The 17,904-nt window shown below is 69.5% G+C and carries 18 protein-coding genes; 16 read left to right on the top strand and 2 right to left on the bottom strand.

Going from position 1 to position 17,904, the window contains the following annotated elements; genetic code table 11:
- Positions 1–64 precede the first annotated feature (64 nt).
- The 16 genes from C3Y15_RS17945 to C3Y15_RS17870 all read left to right on the top strand — a co-directional run bounded on the left by C3Y15_RS17945 (position 65) and on the right by C3Y15_RS17870 (position 15,005).
- On the top strand, positions 65–1,870 hold the full coding sequence (locus tag C3Y15_RS17945; protein ID WP_045578409.1) for a MotA/TolQ/ExbB proton channel family protein: 1,806 nt from the start codon (positions 65–67) through the stop codon (positions 1,868–1,870).
- Between the two features lie 19 nt (positions 1,871–1,889).
- Positions 1,890–2,300, top strand: coding sequence for a biopolymer transporter ExbD (locus C3Y15_RS17940; RefSeq protein WP_014725280.1), 411 nt, complete (start codon positions 1,890–1,892; stop codon positions 2,298–2,300).
- Positions 2,301–2,304: 4 nt separating this feature from the next.
- Positions 2,305–3,003, top strand: coding sequence for an energy transducer TonB (locus tag C3Y15_RS17935; RefSeq protein ID WP_011882506.1), 699 nt, complete (start codon positions 2,305–2,307; stop codon positions 3,001–3,003).
- Positions 3,004–3,095: 92 nt separating this feature from the next.
- A complete protein-coding gene (locus C3Y15_RS17930; protein ID WP_014725279.1) occupies positions 3,096–4,910 on the top strand; it encodes a putative porin in 1,815 nt (604 codons plus the stop codon).
- Positions 4,911–4,922: 12 nt separating this feature from the next.
- Complete coding sequence (locus C3Y15_RS17925; RefSeq protein WP_069240331.1) at positions 4,923–5,618, top strand: hypothetical protein; 696 nt, start codon at positions 4,923–4,925, stop codon at positions 5,616–5,618.
- 56 nt (positions 5,619–5,674) lie between these two features.
- Positions 5,675–6,250, top strand: coding sequence for a YbjN domain-containing protein (locus tag C3Y15_RS17920; RefSeq protein ID WP_014725277.1), 576 nt, complete (start codon positions 5,675–5,677; stop codon positions 6,248–6,250).
- 17 nt (positions 6,251–6,267) lie between these two features.
- Positions 6,268–6,687, top strand: coding sequence for a hypothetical protein (locus C3Y15_RS17915; RefSeq protein WP_224056194.1), 420 nt, complete (start codon positions 6,268–6,270; stop codon positions 6,685–6,687).
- 87 nt (positions 6,688–6,774) lie between these two features.
- Positions 6,775–7,665, top strand: a complete 891-nt coding sequence (locus C3Y15_RS17910; protein ID WP_059696342.1) for a peptidylprolyl isomerase — start codon at positions 6,775–6,777, stop codon at positions 7,663–7,665.
- 6 nt (positions 7,666–7,671) lie between these two features.
- Positions 7,672–8,652: a hypothetical protein gene (locus tag C3Y15_RS17905; RefSeq protein ID WP_059568689.1), complete on the top strand. Its 981-nt coding sequence runs from the start codon at positions 7,672–7,674 to the stop codon at positions 8,650–8,652.
- A 67-nt stretch (positions 8,653–8,719) separates the two neighbouring features.
- Positions 8,720–9,061, top strand: a complete 342-nt coding sequence (locus C3Y15_RS17900) for a hypothetical protein (protein ID WP_046425394.1) — start codon at positions 8,720–8,722, stop codon at positions 9,059–9,061.
- Positions 9,058–10,683 carry a Do family serine endopeptidase gene (locus C3Y15_RS17895; RefSeq protein ID WP_124259747.1) on the top strand — a complete coding sequence of 542 codons (1,626 nt, stop codon included), beginning with the start codon at positions 9,058–9,060 and terminating at the stop codon, positions 10,681–10,683. The genes C3Y15_RS17900 and C3Y15_RS17895 overlap by 4 nt, the downstream gene beginning before the upstream one ends.
- Positions 10,684–10,790: 107 nt before the next feature.
- Positions 10,791–11,219 (top strand): YbaB/EbfC family DNA-binding protein, encoded by a 429-nt coding sequence (locus C3Y15_RS17890; RefSeq protein ID WP_230459733.1) that lies wholly within the window; start codon positions 10,791–10,793, stop codon positions 11,217–11,219.
- 172 nt (positions 11,220–11,391) lie between these two features.
- Positions 11,392–11,619: a DUF3079 domain-containing protein gene (locus C3Y15_RS17885; RefSeq protein WP_011882496.1), complete on the top strand. Its 228-nt coding sequence runs from the start codon at positions 11,392–11,394 to the stop codon at positions 11,617–11,619.
- 185 nt (positions 11,620–11,804) lie between these two features.
- Positions 11,805–13,472 (top strand): hydroxylamine reductase, encoded by a 1,668-nt coding sequence (gene hcp / locus C3Y15_RS17880; RefSeq protein ID WP_069246456.1) that lies wholly within the window; start codon positions 11,805–11,807, stop codon positions 13,470–13,472.
- Between the two features lie 13 nt (positions 13,473–13,485).
- Positions 13,486–14,508, top strand: a complete 1,023-nt coding sequence (locus tag C3Y15_RS17875) for a 2Fe-2S iron-sulfur cluster binding domain-containing protein (protein WP_034195231.1) — start codon at positions 13,486–13,488, stop codon at positions 14,506–14,508.
- A 95-nt stretch (positions 14,509–14,603) separates the two neighbouring features.
- On the top strand, positions 14,604–15,005 hold the full coding sequence (locus C3Y15_RS17870; protein ID WP_011882493.1) for a PPC domain-containing DNA-binding protein: 402 nt from the start codon (positions 14,604–14,606) through the stop codon (positions 15,003–15,005).
- A 153-nt stretch (positions 15,006–15,158) separates the two neighbouring features.
- Here C3Y15_RS17870 and C3Y15_RS17865 read toward each other — a convergent pair whose 3' ends face one another.
- Together C3Y15_RS17865 and C3Y15_RS17860 are read right to left on the bottom strand one after the other, a co-directional pair.
- Positions 15,159–16,394: a DUF2252 family protein gene (locus C3Y15_RS17865; RefSeq protein ID WP_059739123.1), complete on the bottom strand. Its 1,236-nt coding sequence runs from the start codon at positions 16,392–16,394 to the stop codon at positions 15,159–15,161.
- A gap of 94 nt (positions 16,395–16,488) precedes the next feature.
- Positions 16,489–17,775 (bottom strand): Nramp family divalent metal transporter, encoded by a 1,287-nt coding sequence (locus tag C3Y15_RS17860; protein WP_014725267.1) that lies wholly within the window; start codon positions 17,773–17,775, stop codon positions 16,489–16,491.
- Positions 17,776–17,904 lie beyond the last annotated feature (129 nt).

Genomic DNA, 17,904 nt, shown 5'->3' with positions numbered 1-17,904 from the left:
TTTTTTTTTGACCGTGCCGGGGCGCTGCGGCGAGCGCGGCGCCCGCACATTCGGGGAGTGGATCGTGAAGCGAGTCTTGTTTTTCCTGTTGGCGGCGATGCTCGGCGTGCTGCCCGGCATTGCCAACGCATGGTGGCAGAACGACTGGTCGTACCGGAAGGCGATCACCATCGACGCGAGCCCGAAAGGCGCGAACCTCGCCGAGTCGGCCGGCCGCGTGCCGCTGCTGATTCGCCTGCATTCGGGCAACTTCCAGTTCGACGGGCTGGCCGACAACGGCGCGGACATCCGCTTCGTCGCGGCCGACGACAAGACCCCGCTGAACTACCACGTCGAACAGTACGACCCGGTGCTCGGCGTCGCGCTGATCTGGGTCGACGTGCCGAAGATGCCGGCGGGCGCGGCGGAATCGATCTGGATGTACTACGGCAACAAGAAGGCGCCGGACGGCGGCAAGCCGGCCGACACGTTCGACGCCGACTACACGCTCGTGTACCACTTCAACGGCGCGCCGGGCACGCCGCCGAAGGACGCGACCGCGTACGCGAACAACGCGCAGAACGCGACGTCGCGCGCGATCGAGGACGGCATCGTCGGCAAGGGCGCGCGCTTCGACGGCAATGCATCGCTGACGCTGCCCGCGAGCCCGTCGCTGAACGTGCCGGCCGGCGGCAGCTTCACGTTCAGCGCGTGGGTCAAGCCGGCCGCGCTCGCGCCGAACACGCTGCTGTACGGCCGCCGCGACGGCGCGAACGCGTTGCTGATCGGCCTCGACAACGGCGTGCCGTTCGCGCAGGTCGACGGCGCGGCCGGCAGCGCGGCGCCGGTGCGCACGCCGACTGCGGCGCCGCTCGCCGCGAACCAGTGGGCCTATCTCGCGGTGACCGCCGACGGCAAGAACCTCACCGTCTACGTGAACGGCAAGCAGGCCGCGCAGGTCGCGGCGGTGCTGCCGGCGCTGAACGGCGCAGCGACGGTCGGTGCGGACGCGGCCGGCGCGCCGGCCGGCTTTGCCGCGTACAACGGTGCACTCGACGAGCTGCGGCTGTCGAAGATCGCGCGCACGCCGGCCGCGCTCGCGCTCGATGCGCTCGCGCAGGGCTCGGAATCGAAGCTCGTCGCCTACGGCGCGGACGAGAAGCAGTCGGGCTTCGGCTTCGGCTACTTCGGCGTGATCGTGCAGTCGGTGACGGTGGACGCCTGGGTCGTGATCACGATCCTGCTCGGCATGGCGCTCGTGTCGTGGGTCGTGATGTGGACCAAGGCGCGCTACGTCGGCACCGTCGACAAGGCGAACCAGTACTTCGTGCAGCGCTTTCGCGAAGTGGCCGGCCGTCATCTGGTGGGCCTCGCGCACGTCGACGAGGCGAGCGCCGACGGGCGCCGGCTGTACCAGTCGTCGCTGTACCGCCTCTACAAGGCCGGTGTGCACGAGATCCACAGCCGCGTGGACGGCAACGGCCGCACGGTGATCACCAGCGAATCGATCGAGGCGATTCGCGCGTCGATGGACGCGACGCTCGTGCGCGAGAACCAGCGGCTGTCGAAGTCGATGGTGCTGCTGACCATCGCGATCTCCGGCGGCCCGTTCCTCGGCCTGCTCGGCACGGTGGTCGGCGTGATGATCACGTTCGCCGCGATCGCCGCGGCCGGCGACGTGAACGTGAACGCGATCGCGCCGGGTATCGCGGCCGCGCTGCTCGCGACGGTCACCGGGCTGTTCGTCGCGATTCCCGCGCTGTTCGGCTACAACTACCTGCTGATCCGCAACAAGAACGTGACCGCCAACATGCAGGTGTTCGTCGACGAGTTCGTCACGCGCCTCGCCGAAGCGCACCGCACGCCGGATCACGCGGTGCTGGCCGACTGAACGCACGCAGGAGACCACCATGCAGGTTCAGGACGACGACAAGCCGTACGACGACATCAACATCACGCCGATGCTGGACCTCGCGTACGTGCTGCTGATCATCTTCATCATCATGACCACCGCGTCGGTGCAGGGCATCAAGGTCGATCTGCCGAAGGCGAGCTCGTCCGCGAGCCTCGCGAAGCCCAAGACGAAGGCGATCACCGTGGCCGATTCCGGGCAGATCTTTCTCGACGCGTATCCGGTGACGATGGACGAGCTAGAGAGCCGGCTGCGCACCGAGAAGGCGACCAACCCGGAATTCCCGATCGTGCTCAAGGGCGATGCCGCCGTGCAATACCAGAAGGTGATGGACGTGCTCGACCTGCTGCGCCGCCTCGACCTGTCGCAGGTCGGCCTCGTGACGGGCAAGGCGAAGCAGGGCGGCTGACGCGATGGAAATGACCTACAACGGCGGCCCGCCGCACAAGGGCCCCGGCCGCTACGTGAAGCCGGTCGCGATCGCGCTCGCGCTGGCCGCGCTCGCCGCGCTGATCTGGCATTTCGCGGGCGATACGGCCGGCGTGAAGCGCGCGAGCGCGCCGCAGGTGACGACGGTGATCCCGCTGCCGCCGCCGCCACCGCCGCCGCCGAAGAAGCCGCCGCCCGAGAAGGTGAAGGACGAGGTCAAGACGCCGGTCGAGCGGCCGACGATCGCGCCGAAGCCGTCCGAAGCGCCGAAGCCGTCGGACGACCAGCCGAAGCAGATGACGATGAACGCGCCCGCGCAGGCCGGCACCGACAGCTTCAACATCGGCGCGGGCGACGGTTCGGGGATGGTCGGCAGCGGCGGCGGCGGCAAGTTCGGCAATGCGAGCTACGCGCAGTACATGGTGTACGTGCTGCAGCGCGCGATCGAGCAGGACAAGGGCGTGCAGGAAGCCGGCGGCGCGCGCTTCGCGGGTAGCCTGAACCTGTGGATGGACGCGTCCGGGCGCATCACGAAGGTGACGATCGCGCAGTCGACCGGCGACGCGAAGATCGACGCGGCGGTGCTCGCGGCGGTCGAGTCGCTCGGCCGGGTCGACGAAGCGCCGCCGCCCGCGACCGCGTATCCGGTGCTGGTGCGGCTGCAGGGGCGCAAGCCCGCATGACGCACCGCGCGCGAATGGCGAATCAATCCAAGGGGCAGCTCCGTCGCACGGATGCTGCCGCACAAGAAACGGAAATTGTTCGGAGTGCTTCGATGAGTCACAAGATGAATGGACCGGGCGCGGCGCCCCGCAGCGGGGCGCTGCCCGCGCGCCTGTCGCGCGTCGGCGCGGCGGTGCTCACGCTCGGGCTGGCCTGCGCGTCGACCGCGCACGCGCAATCGCTGGCCACGCAAGCCGCGGCGGGCAAGGCCGCGCCGACCGAGAGCGTGGTGATCAACCTGATCAACCTGCTCGTCAAGCGCGGCGTGCTCACGCAGCAGAACGCGAACGAGCTGATCAGCGAGGCGCGCAGCGAGGCCGTGCAGGCGCGCGCCGCGCGCGGCGCCGGCGTGCCGGTCGCGGCCGCTGCGGGTGTCGTGAACCCGCCGACGCAGCCGGGCGACGTCGCGGTGCCGTACGTGCCGCAGCTCGTGCGCGACCAGATCCGCGACCAGGTGAAGCAGGAGGTGATCGCGCAGGCGAAGGCCGAGAACTGGGCGCAGCCGAACACGTTCCCCGACTGGGTGTCGCGCATCAAGCTCGACGGCGACATGCGCGTGCGCGACGAATACCACTTCTACGGCAGCCGCAACGCGAACAACGTGACGAACTTCGCGGCGATCAACCAGGGCGGCGGCTTCGACATCAACTCGAACACCAACACCACGCAGCTGCCGACGCAGAACACCACGCAAAACCGCAACAACCTGCTGCGCTACCGTGCGCGGCTCGGCGTGACCGCGACGCTGTCCGACGAGATGATCGCCGGCCTGCAGCTCGCGAGCGGCAACGACAACGGCCCGGTGTCCACGACGGGGACGGCCGGCGGCGGCTGGGGCAAGAAGAGCATCTGGCTGAACAAGGCGTTCTTCGCGTACCGGCCTGCGCCGTGGCTGAACCTGACGGCCGGCCGTTTCGACAACCCGTTCTTCAAGTCGGACCTGGTGTTCTCCGACGACCTGATGATGGACGGCTTCGCCGCGAACCTGCAGCATGCGCTGCCGTGGAATCCGGACGTCACGCTGTTCGGCACGCTCGGCGTGTTCCCGATCCAGTACACGGGCGAGAACTTCCCGTCCAACAGCACCGACAAGGCCGGCAGCGATACCAAGTGGATGTTCGGCGCGCAGTTCGGCGCGGACTGGAAGATCGACGCGCGGAACCGGCTGAGGGGCGCGGTTGCGTACTACGACTTCCAGAACATGCGCGGCACGCTGTCGTCGCCGTGCGCGCTGTATCTCGGCGCGACCAGCTGCAGCACCGACAACGAGGCGCCCGTGTTCATGCAGGGCGGCAACACGCTGATGGCGCTGCGCAACATCGTGCAGAACCCGAACCTCGCACCGGGGATGACGCCGCAGCCGCAGCTGTTCGGTCTCGCGTACAACTACCGGCTGCTCGACCTGAAGGCGCAGTGGGATACGGTCGTCGCCGATCGCATCAAGCTGCGCCTGGACGGCGAATACGTGCGCAACCTCGCGTACAACGACAACAAGGCGTTCGCGGCGGCGTCGCTGCCGGTCAACAACTACGAGTCGACGTCGGTGAACGCGACGCGCGCCGACTATCGCAGCGGCCCGAACGGCTTCCTCGCGAAGGCGACGATCGGCGAGCCGGAGCTGCGCGAGAAGGGCCAGTGGAATTTCTCGATCGCATACAAGTACCTGCAGCCGGACGCGGTGCTCGACGCATTCAACGATTCCGACTTCCATCTCGGCGGCACCAACGCGCGCGGCTACGTGATCGGCGCGGCCTATGCGGTCGCGCGCGATACGTGGGTGTCGGCCCGCTACCTGAGCTCGAAGGAAGTGTACGGGCCGCCGGTGTCGATCGACGTGCTGCAGCTCGAGCTCAACGCTCGTTTCTGACCGGAGCCGCGCATGAACACGACCTATCGCACGATGCTCGCGGGCGTGCTGCTGCTGCTGGCGGCCGGCGCGGCGCATGCGCAGAGCATCGACGACAAGCTGCGCAGCCAGCTGCGCTCGACCGTGCAGGAGTTGCGCCAGCTGCAGGACAACCAGGCGCAGTTGCAGGCCGACAAGGCGGCCGCTGAGAAGCAGCGCGACGACGCGCTCGCCCAGTTGAAGGCTGCGCAGGCCCAGCTCGCGGCCGCACGCGGCGACACGGGCGCCGAAGCGGCCGCGAAGCGCGCGCTGGCGGCCGAACGGGCGGCGCGCGAGCAGGATGCGCGCTCGCTCGCGAAGTACAAGGCGTCGTACGACGATTTGCTCGCCGTGTCGCGTACGCGCGATGCGCAGCATGTGCAGGCGCAGCAGGATCTCGCCGCGCGTGACACGCAACTGAAAACCTGCGAGGCCCACAATGCGGCGCTGTATCGCGTCGGCCACGAGATCCTCGACGCGTACGAGCATGTCGGCATCGGCACGTTCTTCGCGTCGCGCCAGCCGTTCGCGCAGTCGGCGCGCGTCAAGTACGACGAGCTCGCGCAACGCTACGGCGATGCGCTGTATGCGGGCAAGTACGACGCGGCCGCACGCGCGCCGGCTGCGGCACCCGCGTCGGCGGCCGCCGCATCGGCCGCGAGCGCCGGTGCAAGTGCGAGCGGGCAGTGACCGCGAGCCGGCGCCGGCCCGAACCGATCGATTCGTTGAATACCGGGAACACAGACATGGAACATGAGCAAACCAACACCGCCGACGAACGCGCGGCACACGATGCGCCGATCGAAGCCGTCAGCGCCGAGCGGCTCGCCGAGATCCTGCGACGCGCGGGCTATCGCGTGACGGTGGCCGAACAGAACGGTGCGATGCAGCTGATGAGCGCGAGCCAGGGCGTCGGCTTCGCGGTGCGCTTCGGCAATCCGGCCGTAGGCGTGCCGCCGGCCATCGACGCCGCGCGGATCGTCTACCTCGACTACACGCTGTCCTGCGTGTTGCAGGTGCAAGGCGAGTTGCCGGCCGAACTGGTGGCGAACTGGAACCGGACCAAGCGCTTCGCGCGTCTCGCGAGCCACGGCGCGTTTCTCGCGCTCGAGATGGACGTGGTGGTCGCGGGCGGCGTGTCCGAGCGCCATCTGCGCTCGACGGTCGAGCTGTGGGACCGGCTGATCCAGGAATTCCTGCTGCATCTGCGCGACCGTCCGACGCTCGCCGAGCAGGAAGCGGCGGCCCGTGCGGCCGACGCCGACCGTCCGGATGCGCCGGCTGCCGTGACGGCGTCGTCCGGGGCCGCGGTGCCGTCATGATCGCCGCGAGCGCACGCGTGGGACGTCGGATCGGTGCCGCGCTGCGTGCGCTGCTGCCGCCGCATGCGCTGCCCGCTGCGAGCGCGGTGGCGAGCGACGCGGCGCCGGCCGTCTGGGTCGCGTATGCGGAGTGCGTGTCGCGGCGCCTGCAGGCGGTGCTCGACGGCGACGATGCCGTCGCGTGCCGGGTGCGCGCGGATGTCGGGCGCTGGGCCGATCGGCTCGCCGATACCGGCGACGACCGGCCGGTGCTGCCGATACGTGCGTGGCTCGACGGGCGCGGGCACGTGACGCGCGTCGATAGCGTGCCGGCCGGCGATCCTGCGGTCGATGCCGCGCTGCGCGACGCGCTCGTGGGCCGCGCGGTCGGCAGTGCGCCGCCGCGGGGCATGACGCAGCCGATCGTGTTGCGCATGACGCTGTCGAGCGTGCGCTAGGGCGATGCGGCGATGAACGTGGCGACGCGCATGTCGTGCGACCGGCGGCGTGCGCACTTGAACAGCAACCGAGAGGGCGGTGCAACGATGATGACGAAGATGAAGACGCGGGCGCTCGTGACGGCCGGCTTGCTGCTGGCCGCACCGCTCGCCGCGCATGCGCAGGACGACGTGATCGCGAGCGTCGCGCAGGCGTCGGTCACGCAGGCCGATATCGCCGGCGTGCTGAAGGCGGTGAACGCCGAAGGCCGCGAGCGGCTCGCTGCCGACCCGGCGGCGCTCGACCAGGTCGTGCGCGCGACGCTCGCGCAGAAGGCGGTGCTCGCCGAGGCGAAGTCGAAAGGCTGGGAGAAGGACGCGCAGGTGCAGGCGGCGATCGAGCAGGCGCGGCGCGACATCGTCGCGCGCAGTTATCTCGCATCCGTCAGTGCGCCGCCTGCCGACTATCCGTCCGATGCCGAGATCCAGTCCGCATACGAGCAGAACCGCGCGGCGCTCACTACGCCGCGTGCGCTGCACGTCGCCCAGATCTACATCGCGGTGCCGTCGAACGCGGACGCCGCGACGCTCGAAGCCGCTCGCAAACGGGCGGCCGATCTCGCGAACCGTGCTCGCGGCGGCGATTTCGCTGCGCTTGCGCGGGCGAATTCGCAGGACGCCGCGAGCGCGGCGAACGGCGGCGATCTCGGTTTCGTACCGGATTCGCTGATGCTGCCGGCCGTGCGGCAGGCGGCCGACGCGCTGAAGCCCGGGCAGGTGTCCGCGCCGGTTCGCACGCCGTCGGGTTTTCATGTCGTGAAGCTGATCGACGTGCGCGCGGCTGCGCCGCGTCCGCTGGCCGACGTGAAGGAGCAGCTGCGCACGATGCTGCGCGCGCAGCGCACGCAGCAGAATGCGCGCACGTATCTCGCGAACCTTGCCGCGAACGCGCCGATCAACGAAGACGCGCTGAAGAAAGCGCTCGCCGCTGCCCGGTAGGCCGCCATGGCAACTGTCCGTCCGACGCCGCCGGTCGCGGCTCCCGATGCGCGCACGCCGGAGCGGCGGCGAGCGGCCGTCGCGTCCGATCGTCCGCGCCTGCCGAAGGCGACGCCGTGGCCGAGCCGCCGCGGCGAATGGCCGACGCATTGTCCGCTGTGCTTCGGCGCGCTCGAGCCGCTGCCCGGCGCGGGCGGCTATGCGCGGCACCGCAGCGCGCGTTGCTCCGCGCAATGCGTGCTGACGACGCGGCAATATCAACCGGATGAGCTCGCGATCCGCGGGTCGAGCGATGTGGAGGTCGCGGCGCGTCATCGCGAGCGGTTCGTCGCGCGGTGGGCGTGTCATTACGCATCGATGCGGCATGTGTGGCCCGCGCTGACGATCGAGCGCTTCATCGCGGTGATCGCGTGCGCGGACGTCGCGGATCTGTGGTCGTACCGAATGTTGCGCGACGACGATCTGGCCGCCGTGCTGCTCGTGCTGGCGGGGTTTATGCGCGTGCCGGAGGTGGTGGGCGGGGATGCGGTGCGGGCGGATACAGCGGCTGGTGATGTGGCGTGTGCTGTTGCGCGGTTTGCCGATGCGCCGTCCGCTGTCACGTCATCTGCTGTTGCGCGGTGTGCCGATGCGCCGTCCGCGGATACACCGTCTGCCGACACACCACCGGCCGTCGCGCGCGGCGCTGCCGCGCTCGCCCCGACGGCGCGCTGGGTGCGTTTCTGGTTCGACGCGAGCGTGCGTGACGTCGGCGATTTGTGGACCGCGGGCGGCGATGCGCCGCGGCTCTTTCGCGTCGACTATCGCGAGCCCGTTGTCACGCCGTATCCGACCGGCGCACAGGTGCTCGCGTGGCAGCCGATCGACGGGATGCGCGACCTCTGGGTGCAATGCGCGGATGCGCGCGAGCCAGCGGTCGGCGCGGCCGAGCGCGCGGCGTTCGCGCGCTTTCTGGCGCAACCGGCCGCGTGCGCGGTGCGTGCATGAGCGCGCGAATGCTGACGGACCGGTCATGATCCACGGAGAACGGATGAACAGACGACTTGGGGTAATGATGACGATCGCATGCGTGCTGCAGGCCGCGGGCGCGCACGCGCAGGGCGGCGGCGCGGCTGCCGAGCCCGGTTCGGCTGGGAAGCCGGTGTGCGTCGATGCGGAGGTCGACGGCAAGCGCGCGCTGTCCTATGACTGCCTGAGCCGGCAACTGAAGCCGGCGTCCGACGCGCAACCGGGCGGCGCACCGCAGACCGATGCCGAACGGCTGTCGAAGCAGCCGTCGAACCGCCTCGGCACGTTCAACCTGTCGACCGAACGCAACCGCTTCGGCTCGAACTGGGGCCGCTCGGCGACGCCGCAGCGGCCCGACGCGCCGGTCGCGGTGCCGCCGAAGCGATGATCGCGCGGTATCGGCGGCCGGCGCGCGGCGATGCCATGCGCATGCGCATGAAGGCGGGCCGCGCCACGTTGCTGCGAGCGCTGACGGGTGGGCTCGTGCTCGCGTGCGCGGGGATCGCGGCTACCACAGTTGCCAGGGCTGCCACGGTTGCCACGGCTCCGGCGACTTCCACGACTTCCACGACTTCCACGACTTCCACGATTTCCGCGATTTCCGCGATTTCCGCGGCTTCCGCGGCTTCCACGGCTCCCACGGCTCCCACGGCTCCCACGGCCGCCACGACGCCCGCGCCAACCGAGCGCAGCCCCATCGCCACGAACAACCGCGCATCCGCAACCGTCGCACTGCCGAACTTTGCGGCGCTCGTGCGGCGCGTAGGCCCGGCCGTCGTCAACATCAGCGTCACGCGCGAAGTCGCGCAGATGGGCATCCAGCTGCCGCCCGGCATCGCACCCGATCATCCGCTCGCGCCGTTTCTCGCGCGACGTGTGATCGGCAACCGCGAGGAGGTGAGCCTCGGCTCCGGCTTCATCGTCGACGCGGACGGCGTGATCCTCACGAACCGGCACGTAGTCGGCGACGCAACGAGCGTCGACGTGAAGCTCACCGACAAGCGCGAGTTCACGGGCCGCGTGCTCGGCAGCGATCCGCTGTCCGACGTCGCGGTGATACGTATCGACGCGCACAACCTGCCGGTCGTCGCGACCGGCGATCCGGCACGCACCGAGGTCGGTGACTGGGTGATGGCGATCGGATCGCCGTACGGGTTTGCCAATACGGTCACGCAGGGCATCGTCAGCGCGAAGTCGCGCTCGTTGCCCGGCGAGCGCGCGATTCCGTTCATCCAGACCGACGTGCCGATCAATCCCGGCAATTCGGGCGGGCCGCTGTTCGATCTCGACGGCCGCGTGATCGCGATCAATTCGATGATCTTCTCGAAGACGGGCGGCTATCAGGGGCTCGCGTTCGCGATCCCGATCGATATCGCGCTCGACGTGAAGGACCAGTTGCTGCGCACCGGCAAGGTCGTGCGCGGCCGGCTCGGCGTGGCCGTGCAGGAAGTGAGCCGCGCGCTCGCGCGCTCGTTCGGCCTCCCGGGCCCGGACGGCGCGCTGATCACGATGGTCGAGCCCGACGGCCCGGCCGCGCAGGCGGGATTGCAGGCAGGCGACGTCGTGCTCGCGGTGGACGGCAACGCGGTCGCCGAATCGGCGGATCTGCTCGGCACGATCGCCGGCATGCGGGCCGGGCGGCAGGTCGATCTGCTCCTGTGGCGCGCGGGGCGGGCGATGCATGTCGGCGCGACGGTCGGCGCGTTCGACAGCGGGGCGGCGCCGGCCGGCGTCGCGCGCGGACCGGCCCGCTTCGGGCTCGTGCTGCGCGCCGCGACCGACCGCGAACGGCGGCGGCTCGGCGTGGGCCAGGCGCTCGTCGTCGAACGGGCGAGCGGTCAGGCGGCGCGCGCGGGGTTGCAGCCGGGCGACGTCGTGCTGTCGGTCAACGGCGCGACGGTCGCGAGCATCGACACGTTGATGGCCGCGATGGACGCCGCGCACGGCAACGTCGTGCTGCTCGTGCAACGCGGCGGCACGCGGCTGTATGTGCCGATCGGGGCAGGATGAACGCGCAGGCCGACGCGGTGCGATGCGCGCCGTTCGCGCACGCGAGCGATACACATGGAACGGGAGGCGGGATGACGCGAACGCGGGTAGGGACGGTATCCGGATGGTTGCGCGCAGGCGTTTGCGCGGCGTTGCTGGCCGCGTGTACGTCGGTCGCCGCACAGACGACCGACGTGCCGCAGTCCTGGATCACATATGCACAGTTGGTCGGGCATCAGTTCGAGATGTGGCTCGAAGCGGGCGGAGACGCGTCGCAGCGGCTGCATCGTTATCTCGAAGCGCGCGGCCCGGATGTGAGCGCCGATGCGCCGTCGCCGATCGCGATACGCGCATGGATCGGTGCGAACGGCGTGGTCACACGAGTGGATTTCGCGACGCTCGGCTCGGCCGATGCGGACGCGGCGCTGCGTCAGTTGCTCGTCGCGCGAGCGCTCGCCGAAGCGCCGCCGCCGGACATGCTGCAGCCGCTGCGCGTGCGCTTGCAGCTGATCGCGAATCCGCAAGCCGTGGCGGCGTCGGACACGCGTACGCCGTGACGAGACGTCGCGCGACATGACGAGCGCGGTCCATCCTGAGCAACACCGAAACGGCCTCCGCACGCGCCATCGATCCCGCCTCTGCGCTGCGAACGAATGTCGCATCGGCATCGTGCGGTGTGCGTACTAGAGTCGGACGGTAGCGTACCCACCGACTTCAGGACAACGCATCATGGCCAAGAAATTCGCGCTGCACCCGGCGCATCCGGAGCGGATCTGCTGGGGGTGCGACAACTACTGCCCGACGGATGCGATGCGTTGCGGAAACGGCTGCAGTCGCACGCAGCATCCATGCGAATCGCTCGGCGAAGACTGGTATCGCTACGGCGACTGGGGCATCGAATTCAGCGAAGGCGAAGCCGACGACGCGCCCGCCGAACCGGCCGGCGCGCAGTCATAGCGACAAGTTGTCCCACACGTGTGCTTTTTTGATCTGCGTCAGGGTGGCAGATGCTGCGCCGAAAGATCATGAAAAAGATGCATCAAGAACGCATCTTGAAGCGGGCGTAGCGCCCGGCGGCCGAAACACGATTTGCGGCGCCGACGCACCGACCCGCGTCCCCATGATCGACAAAGGAGAGCACCGTGTTTTGCTATCAATGCGAACAGACCGACCGGACCGGCGCACGGCCCGGCTGTGCAACGGCGAAGGGCAACTGCGGCAAGGACGAGACGACTGCCGACCTGCAGGATCTGCTGATCCATGCGGTGAAGGGCATCGCGCAGTACGGCGCACTCGCGCGCACGATGGGCGTGCGCGACCGCGAAGCCGACCGGTTCGTGCTGTACGCGATGTTCACGACGCTGACCAACGTGAACTTCCACGCCGCGCGCTTCGTCACGCTGCTGCGTGAAGCGGCGCAGACGCGCGACCGCGTGAAGGCCGCATGCGACGCGCAGGCGCGCGCCACGGGCGCGGCGCTGCCGGCGCTGCAGGGTCCGGCCGCGTGGCAGCCGGCGGACGATCTGCCCGGTCTGCTGAAGCAGGCAGCGGCCGTCGGCATCGACGCGGGCCTCGATACGGTGGGCGCCGACATCGTCGGGCTGCGCGCACTGGTGCTGTACGGGCTGAAGGGCGTGTGCGCATATGCACACCATGCACGCGTGCTCGGCTACGAACGCGACGACATCTACGAAGGCATCGAAGCGGCGCTCGCGTTTCTCGCGACCGACCCAACCGACCTGAACGCATTGCTCGAGCAGGCGCTCGATCTCGGCCGGCTGAACCTGACGGTGATGGAGCTGCTCGACAGCGCGAACACCGGCCGCTTCGGCGCGCAGCAGCCGAGCGCCGTGCGCGTGTCGCCGGTGGCCGGCAAGGCGATCCTCGTGTCGGGCCACGACCTCGGCGATCTGCATGCGCTGCTCGAACAGACGGCGGGCACCGGCATCAACGTGTACACGCACGGCGAGATGCTGCCCGCGCATGCGTATCCGGCGCTCAACGCGTTTCCGCATCTGGTCGGCAACTACGGCGGCGCGTGGCAGGATCAGCAGAGCGATTTCGCGCACTTCCCCGGCCCGATCCTGATGACGTCCAACTGCATCATCGAGCCGCTGCCGCAATACCGGCAGCGGATCTTCACGACGGGGCCGGTCGGCTGGCCCGGCGTGCGGCACCTCGAACATCACGATTTCTCGACGCTGATCCGTGCCGCGCAGGCGCTGCCCGGCTTCCCGGCCACCGCGCCCGAGGAGACCATCACCGTCGGCTTCGGCCGTCATGCGGTGCTCGGCGTGGCCGACAAGGTGATCGACGCGGTGAAGGCCGGCCAGATTCGCCACTTCTTCCTGATCGGCGGCTGCGACGGCGCGGCGCCGGGACGCAACTACTACACCGAGTTCGCGGAGCAGGCGCCGGACGACACGGTCGTGATGACGCTCGGCTGCAACAAGTACCGCTTCAACCGGCACGCGTTCGGCGATATCGGCGGCATTCCGCGTCTGCTCGACGTCGGGCAGTGCAACGACAGCTATTCGGCGATCCGCATCGCGACGGCGCTCGCGGACGCATTCGAATGCGGCGTGAACGACCTGCCGCTGTCGCTCGTCATCTCGTGGTTCGAGCAGAAGGCCGCGGCCGTGCTGCTGACGCTGCTCGCGCTCGGCATCCGCAACATCCGGCTCGGACCGACGCTTCCGGCGTTCATCACGCCCGGCGTGCTCAACGTGCTGGTCGATCAGTTCGGCATCCAGCCGATCGGCGACGCCAGTGCGGACCTCGCCGCTGCGCTGACGCGCCAGGCAGCGTGAGCGGGATGATTCGATGAGCTATCGGATCGAGATCACGACGCGCGACGGCGAGCCGTTCGGCTTCGACTGCGAACCGGGCCAGGACGTGCTCGCCGCCGCTGCGCAGGCCGACATCACGCTGCCGTCGCAATGCCGGCGCGGCAGTTGCGGCGCGTGCCAGGCCACCGTCGTCGACGGCCCGTACGAGATGCAGGGGCACAGCGCCGACGCGCTTGCGGCAGGCCAATCCGGCGCGGTGCTGCTGTGCCGGACGACGCCGCTCGGCGATCTGCGCGTCGCCGCACCGTACGACCGCAGCAAGGTGCTGCTGCAGCCGGTGCCGGTGCGCACGGCGCGCATCGTGACGCTCGACACGATCGCGCGGGACACGATGCGCGTCGAGCTGCAGATCGAGCCCGACGACGTGTTCGGCGCGGCGGCGGAATTCGAGGCCGGCCAGTTCGCGGAGCTGGAGGTGCCGGGCAGCGGCCTGCGCCGCCCGTATTCGCTCGCGAATACGAGCAACTGGGACGGCCGCCTGGAATTCCTGATCCGGCTGCGGCCGGGCGGCTGGTTCTCCACCTATCTGCGCGAGCGCGCACGGCTCGGGGATGCGCTGACGGTGCGCGTGCCGATGGGCGGCTTCGGACTGTTCGCGGACAGCTTGCGGCCGCGCTGGTTCGTCGCGGGCGGCACGGGGCTCGCGCCGATCCTGTCGATGCTCAGGCGCATGGCCGAGTATCAGGAGCTCGCCGACGCGCGGCTGTTCTTCGGCGTCAATGAGGAAAGCGAGCTGTTCCTGCTCGACGAGCTGGAGCGGCTGCAGGCCGACCTGCCGCAGTTGCTGGTCGACCTGTGCGTGTGGCGGCCCGGCCCGCAATGGGCCGGACTCCACGGCACGCCGGTCGATGCATTGCGCGCGGCGCTCGCGCAGGCCGACGTGTCGCCGGACCTCTACGTGTGCGGGCCGCCGCCGCTCGTCGAGGGCGCGCGTGAAGCGGCCGCCGCGGCCGGCCTGCCGGCCGCGCAGTTCGCCAGCGAGCGCTTCACCGTGTGATGCGCGTGCGCCGTGCGGTCCGGCAGCGGCTTGCCGGATTGCGCGGGCGCACGTACGCTGCGTCGATACCGCGGCTCTCGAGCAGGTGATCGACCATGCAAGCCCTTCCTTTACGTCTGTCTCCCGGTGACGATCTGCGCGCGTCGATCGAGCACGCGTTGCGTCGGCTCGATGTTCATGCGGCGTTCGTGCTGCAGGGCATCGGCAGCCTCAGCGTCGCGCGCGTGCGTTATGCGGGCGTCGATTCGCCGGCCGAGTTGCACGGCGACCTCGAAATACTGACGCTGGCCGGCTCGGTGTCGCCGGACGGCGCGCACCTGCACATGACGGTTGCCGACGCATCCGGGCGCGTGTCGGGCGGACACGTCGCGAGCGGCTGTGTCGTGCGTACGACCGTTGAACTGCTCGTTGCATCGTTGCCCGCGCATCGATTTTCGCGCGAACGCGATGCGCGTACCGGCTTCGACGAGCTCGTGATTCGGCCGGCGAGCGGTTGATCGGGTGGGGTGGCCGGCTGGGTCGATCGTGTGCGATACGGTGGGGCCGGGCCGCGAGCGAGCTGGTGCGGTCGTGCGCGACACGACACGACATGGCGCGGCCCGAAGCGGCACCGTGCTACACCGCGCATCGCGTGATCCCGCGGCCACGATTCAGCGCCCCGTCCTCCGCAGCACATGGCGACGGCAATGCTGCAGATACGCCTGCTCATGCGCGGCCATCAATTCGATGATGCTTCGCCACAGCCAGGACGGTGCGTCGACCGTCTTCGGACGCCGGCTCCGCAACTCGTTACGCCATGCCCGTTGCGTCGCGTCGTCCATCTGTATCGCATGTGCGTGTCCGACCACGCGCGCAAGATATCGCGCCGCGTCGATCGCGTCCGCTTCCGACAGGCGTTCGGCGTCCAGCTTCAGATCCTGCGGCATCAATTCGCGCATGACGACCGGGCGCCCGTCGAGGCGCGCCGCGCACATGCGACTTCCGAGCATCGGCGACACGTGCCGCGCGCCTTCGAGCACGCGCTGCGCGGCATCCTGCGGCATGCGTATGCCTCTCTGTTTCGGCGCGTCGGCCGTGGTGGCCTCCTTGATGTCGATCAGATAGGGGCGGCGCTCATCGGGACACCCGTCGTCGATCTCGAGCATCACCGCGAAGCGGCGCCGGCCGAGCGAGCTGCATCCCTTGACCCAGTAGGCGGCGTCGAGCACCGTCATGCGCGCGTTGGCGCAAGCCGCATGACTGAGCGCGGCGCTGACCGGAGACACCGGAGCCGATTCGAACAGCACGTGAATGGCGCGCCGCTCGGCTTCGGACAGTGGCCAGAAGCGCTTGCCGAGCGGAATGTGCGGCGCGCGTTTGCGCAGCGTCTGCCGCTCGAGCTTGCGCCACGATCGGTGCAGCGCCGCCTGCATCGCTACTTTCACTGCGGTCGGGCGCTTCGTTCGGGCGAGTTCGTCGCGACGCCGCGGATCGAACGCGAGCGCATAGCCGTCGATCAGCGCTTCCATCATGCGCCATGTGATGACGCCGGGCAGATCCGAGCTGCGCGCCGCGGTCGCCAGCGAGAAGCCGAGCCGCAGCAGGTCGTGCACCGGATTGCCGATCACGCTCTGGTCGAGGTCGCGTATCTGCACGGCGACTTCGCCCGTCTTCGCCGCGACCGGCCCGAGGTTGCCGAGATGGCAGTCGCCGCAGATCCACACCGCGGGGCCGTCGGGCAACGTGCCGGTTCGATGGTCGGCCAGCCACGCGTAGAAGCGTTCGGCGCTGCCGCGCGTGTACGTGTGGATCGAGCGCGCCATCTTGCGGCTGCGCAGGCGCTCGAGAATGCGCGCGCGTTCGTCGCTCGCGGGCAGCCGCGCGGATGCTGCGCTTTGTTTCGCCACGATGCTTCCTCCTTCTTCCACACGGCGCCGGCCTGTCGGCAGGCAGGTCGGCGCACGAGACGTCCGCCGAGTGCGCCGGGATCGGCCTTGCGACTCAGCCCGGCACGAACACGCCGGTGGCGGCGATCGCCATCGCGGCCGTCGCGATCCAGCCGCCCCAGGCCAGCACGCCCCGGACCGCGAACTCGCCCATGATGCGTCGGCTGCGCGCCATCAACATCATCACGATCATGATCGGCACGGCGGTCACGCCGTTGATGACCGCGCTCCAGTAGAGCGCGCGGATCGGATCGAAATGCATGAACGTGATCGCGACGCCGCCGATGATCGCCAACGCGATCACCGCATAGAACTCGGGCGCGACACCGACCTTCAGCGCGAGACTGTTGCGCCAGCGGAAGGTGCCCGCGGCCGCGTAGGCGGCCGATCCGGCGAGCACGGGCAGCGCCAGCAGGCCCGTGCCGATGATCCCGAGCGCGAACAGGATGTACGCGAAGTGGCCGGCGATCGGTTCGAGCGCGCGCGCGGCATCCGCCGAGGTCTTCACGTCGATGTGATGCCGGTTCAGCGTGGCCGCGGCCGTGAGCGTGATGAAGAACGCGATGACGTTCGATACGCCCATGCCGACCCAGGTGTCGAAGTTGATTCGTTGCAGTTGCGCGGGCGCCTGGTGTGGCGCCCGCCGCAACGACTTCTGGTTCGGTTTCGCGCGCAATTCCTCGACTTCCTGCGACGCCTGCCAGAAGAACAGGTAGGGGCTGATCGTCGTGCCGAGCACGGCGACGACCGTGGTCAGGTACGCCGCGGTCAACTGGAACCGCGGCCGCACGAGCGCGCGGCCGACTTCACCCCAATCGACCGGCACGATCAGCGCGACTGCGACATACGCGAGCAGCGCCAATGCGGTCCATTTGAGCAGGCGCGCATAGCGGTCGTACGGCACGAAGATCTGCAGCAGGGCCGACAACGCGCCGAGGAAGACGACATAGAGTTCCTGCGGACCGTGCAGCAGCAGATTGACGGCTGCGCCCATCGCCGCGAGGTCGGCCGCGATGTTGATCACGTTCGCGACGATCAGCAGCACCACGGTGGCGTAGAGCAGCCACGGCGGATAGTGGGCGCGCATGTTCGAGGCGAGCCCCTTGCCCGTCACGCGACCGATGCGCGCGCTGACGAGCTGGATGGCCGTCATTAGCGGATAGGTGAGCAGCAGCGACCACAGCAGTTCGAGGCCGAATTGCGCGCCGGCCTGCGAGTAGGTGCCGATGCCGGAAGGGTCGTCGTCGGCGGCGCCGGTGACGAGACCGGGGCCGAGGCGACGCAGCCACGAGCCGCGATGCGGACGAGTTTGGGCGGAATCGAGTGAGTTGTTGTCGTTCATGTAGGTTGGCGGCCCGTGGGGATATGGCGATCGGGGAGCAATCGGTGTACCTGGGGGAGGCGGTTGCTGCGAGGGGGCGCGGACAAGCGATGCGGTGGGTCGCCGGACAACAAACGATGGGGATCAGGC

The sequence above is a fragment of the Burkholderia sp. B10 genome, from assembly GCF_004368385.1.
GTDB lineage: Bacteria > Pseudomonadota > Gammaproteobacteria > Burkholderiales > Burkholderiaceae > Burkholderia > Burkholderia vietnamiensis.
This window is presented reverse-complemented; position numbering and strand designations above follow the sequence as displayed.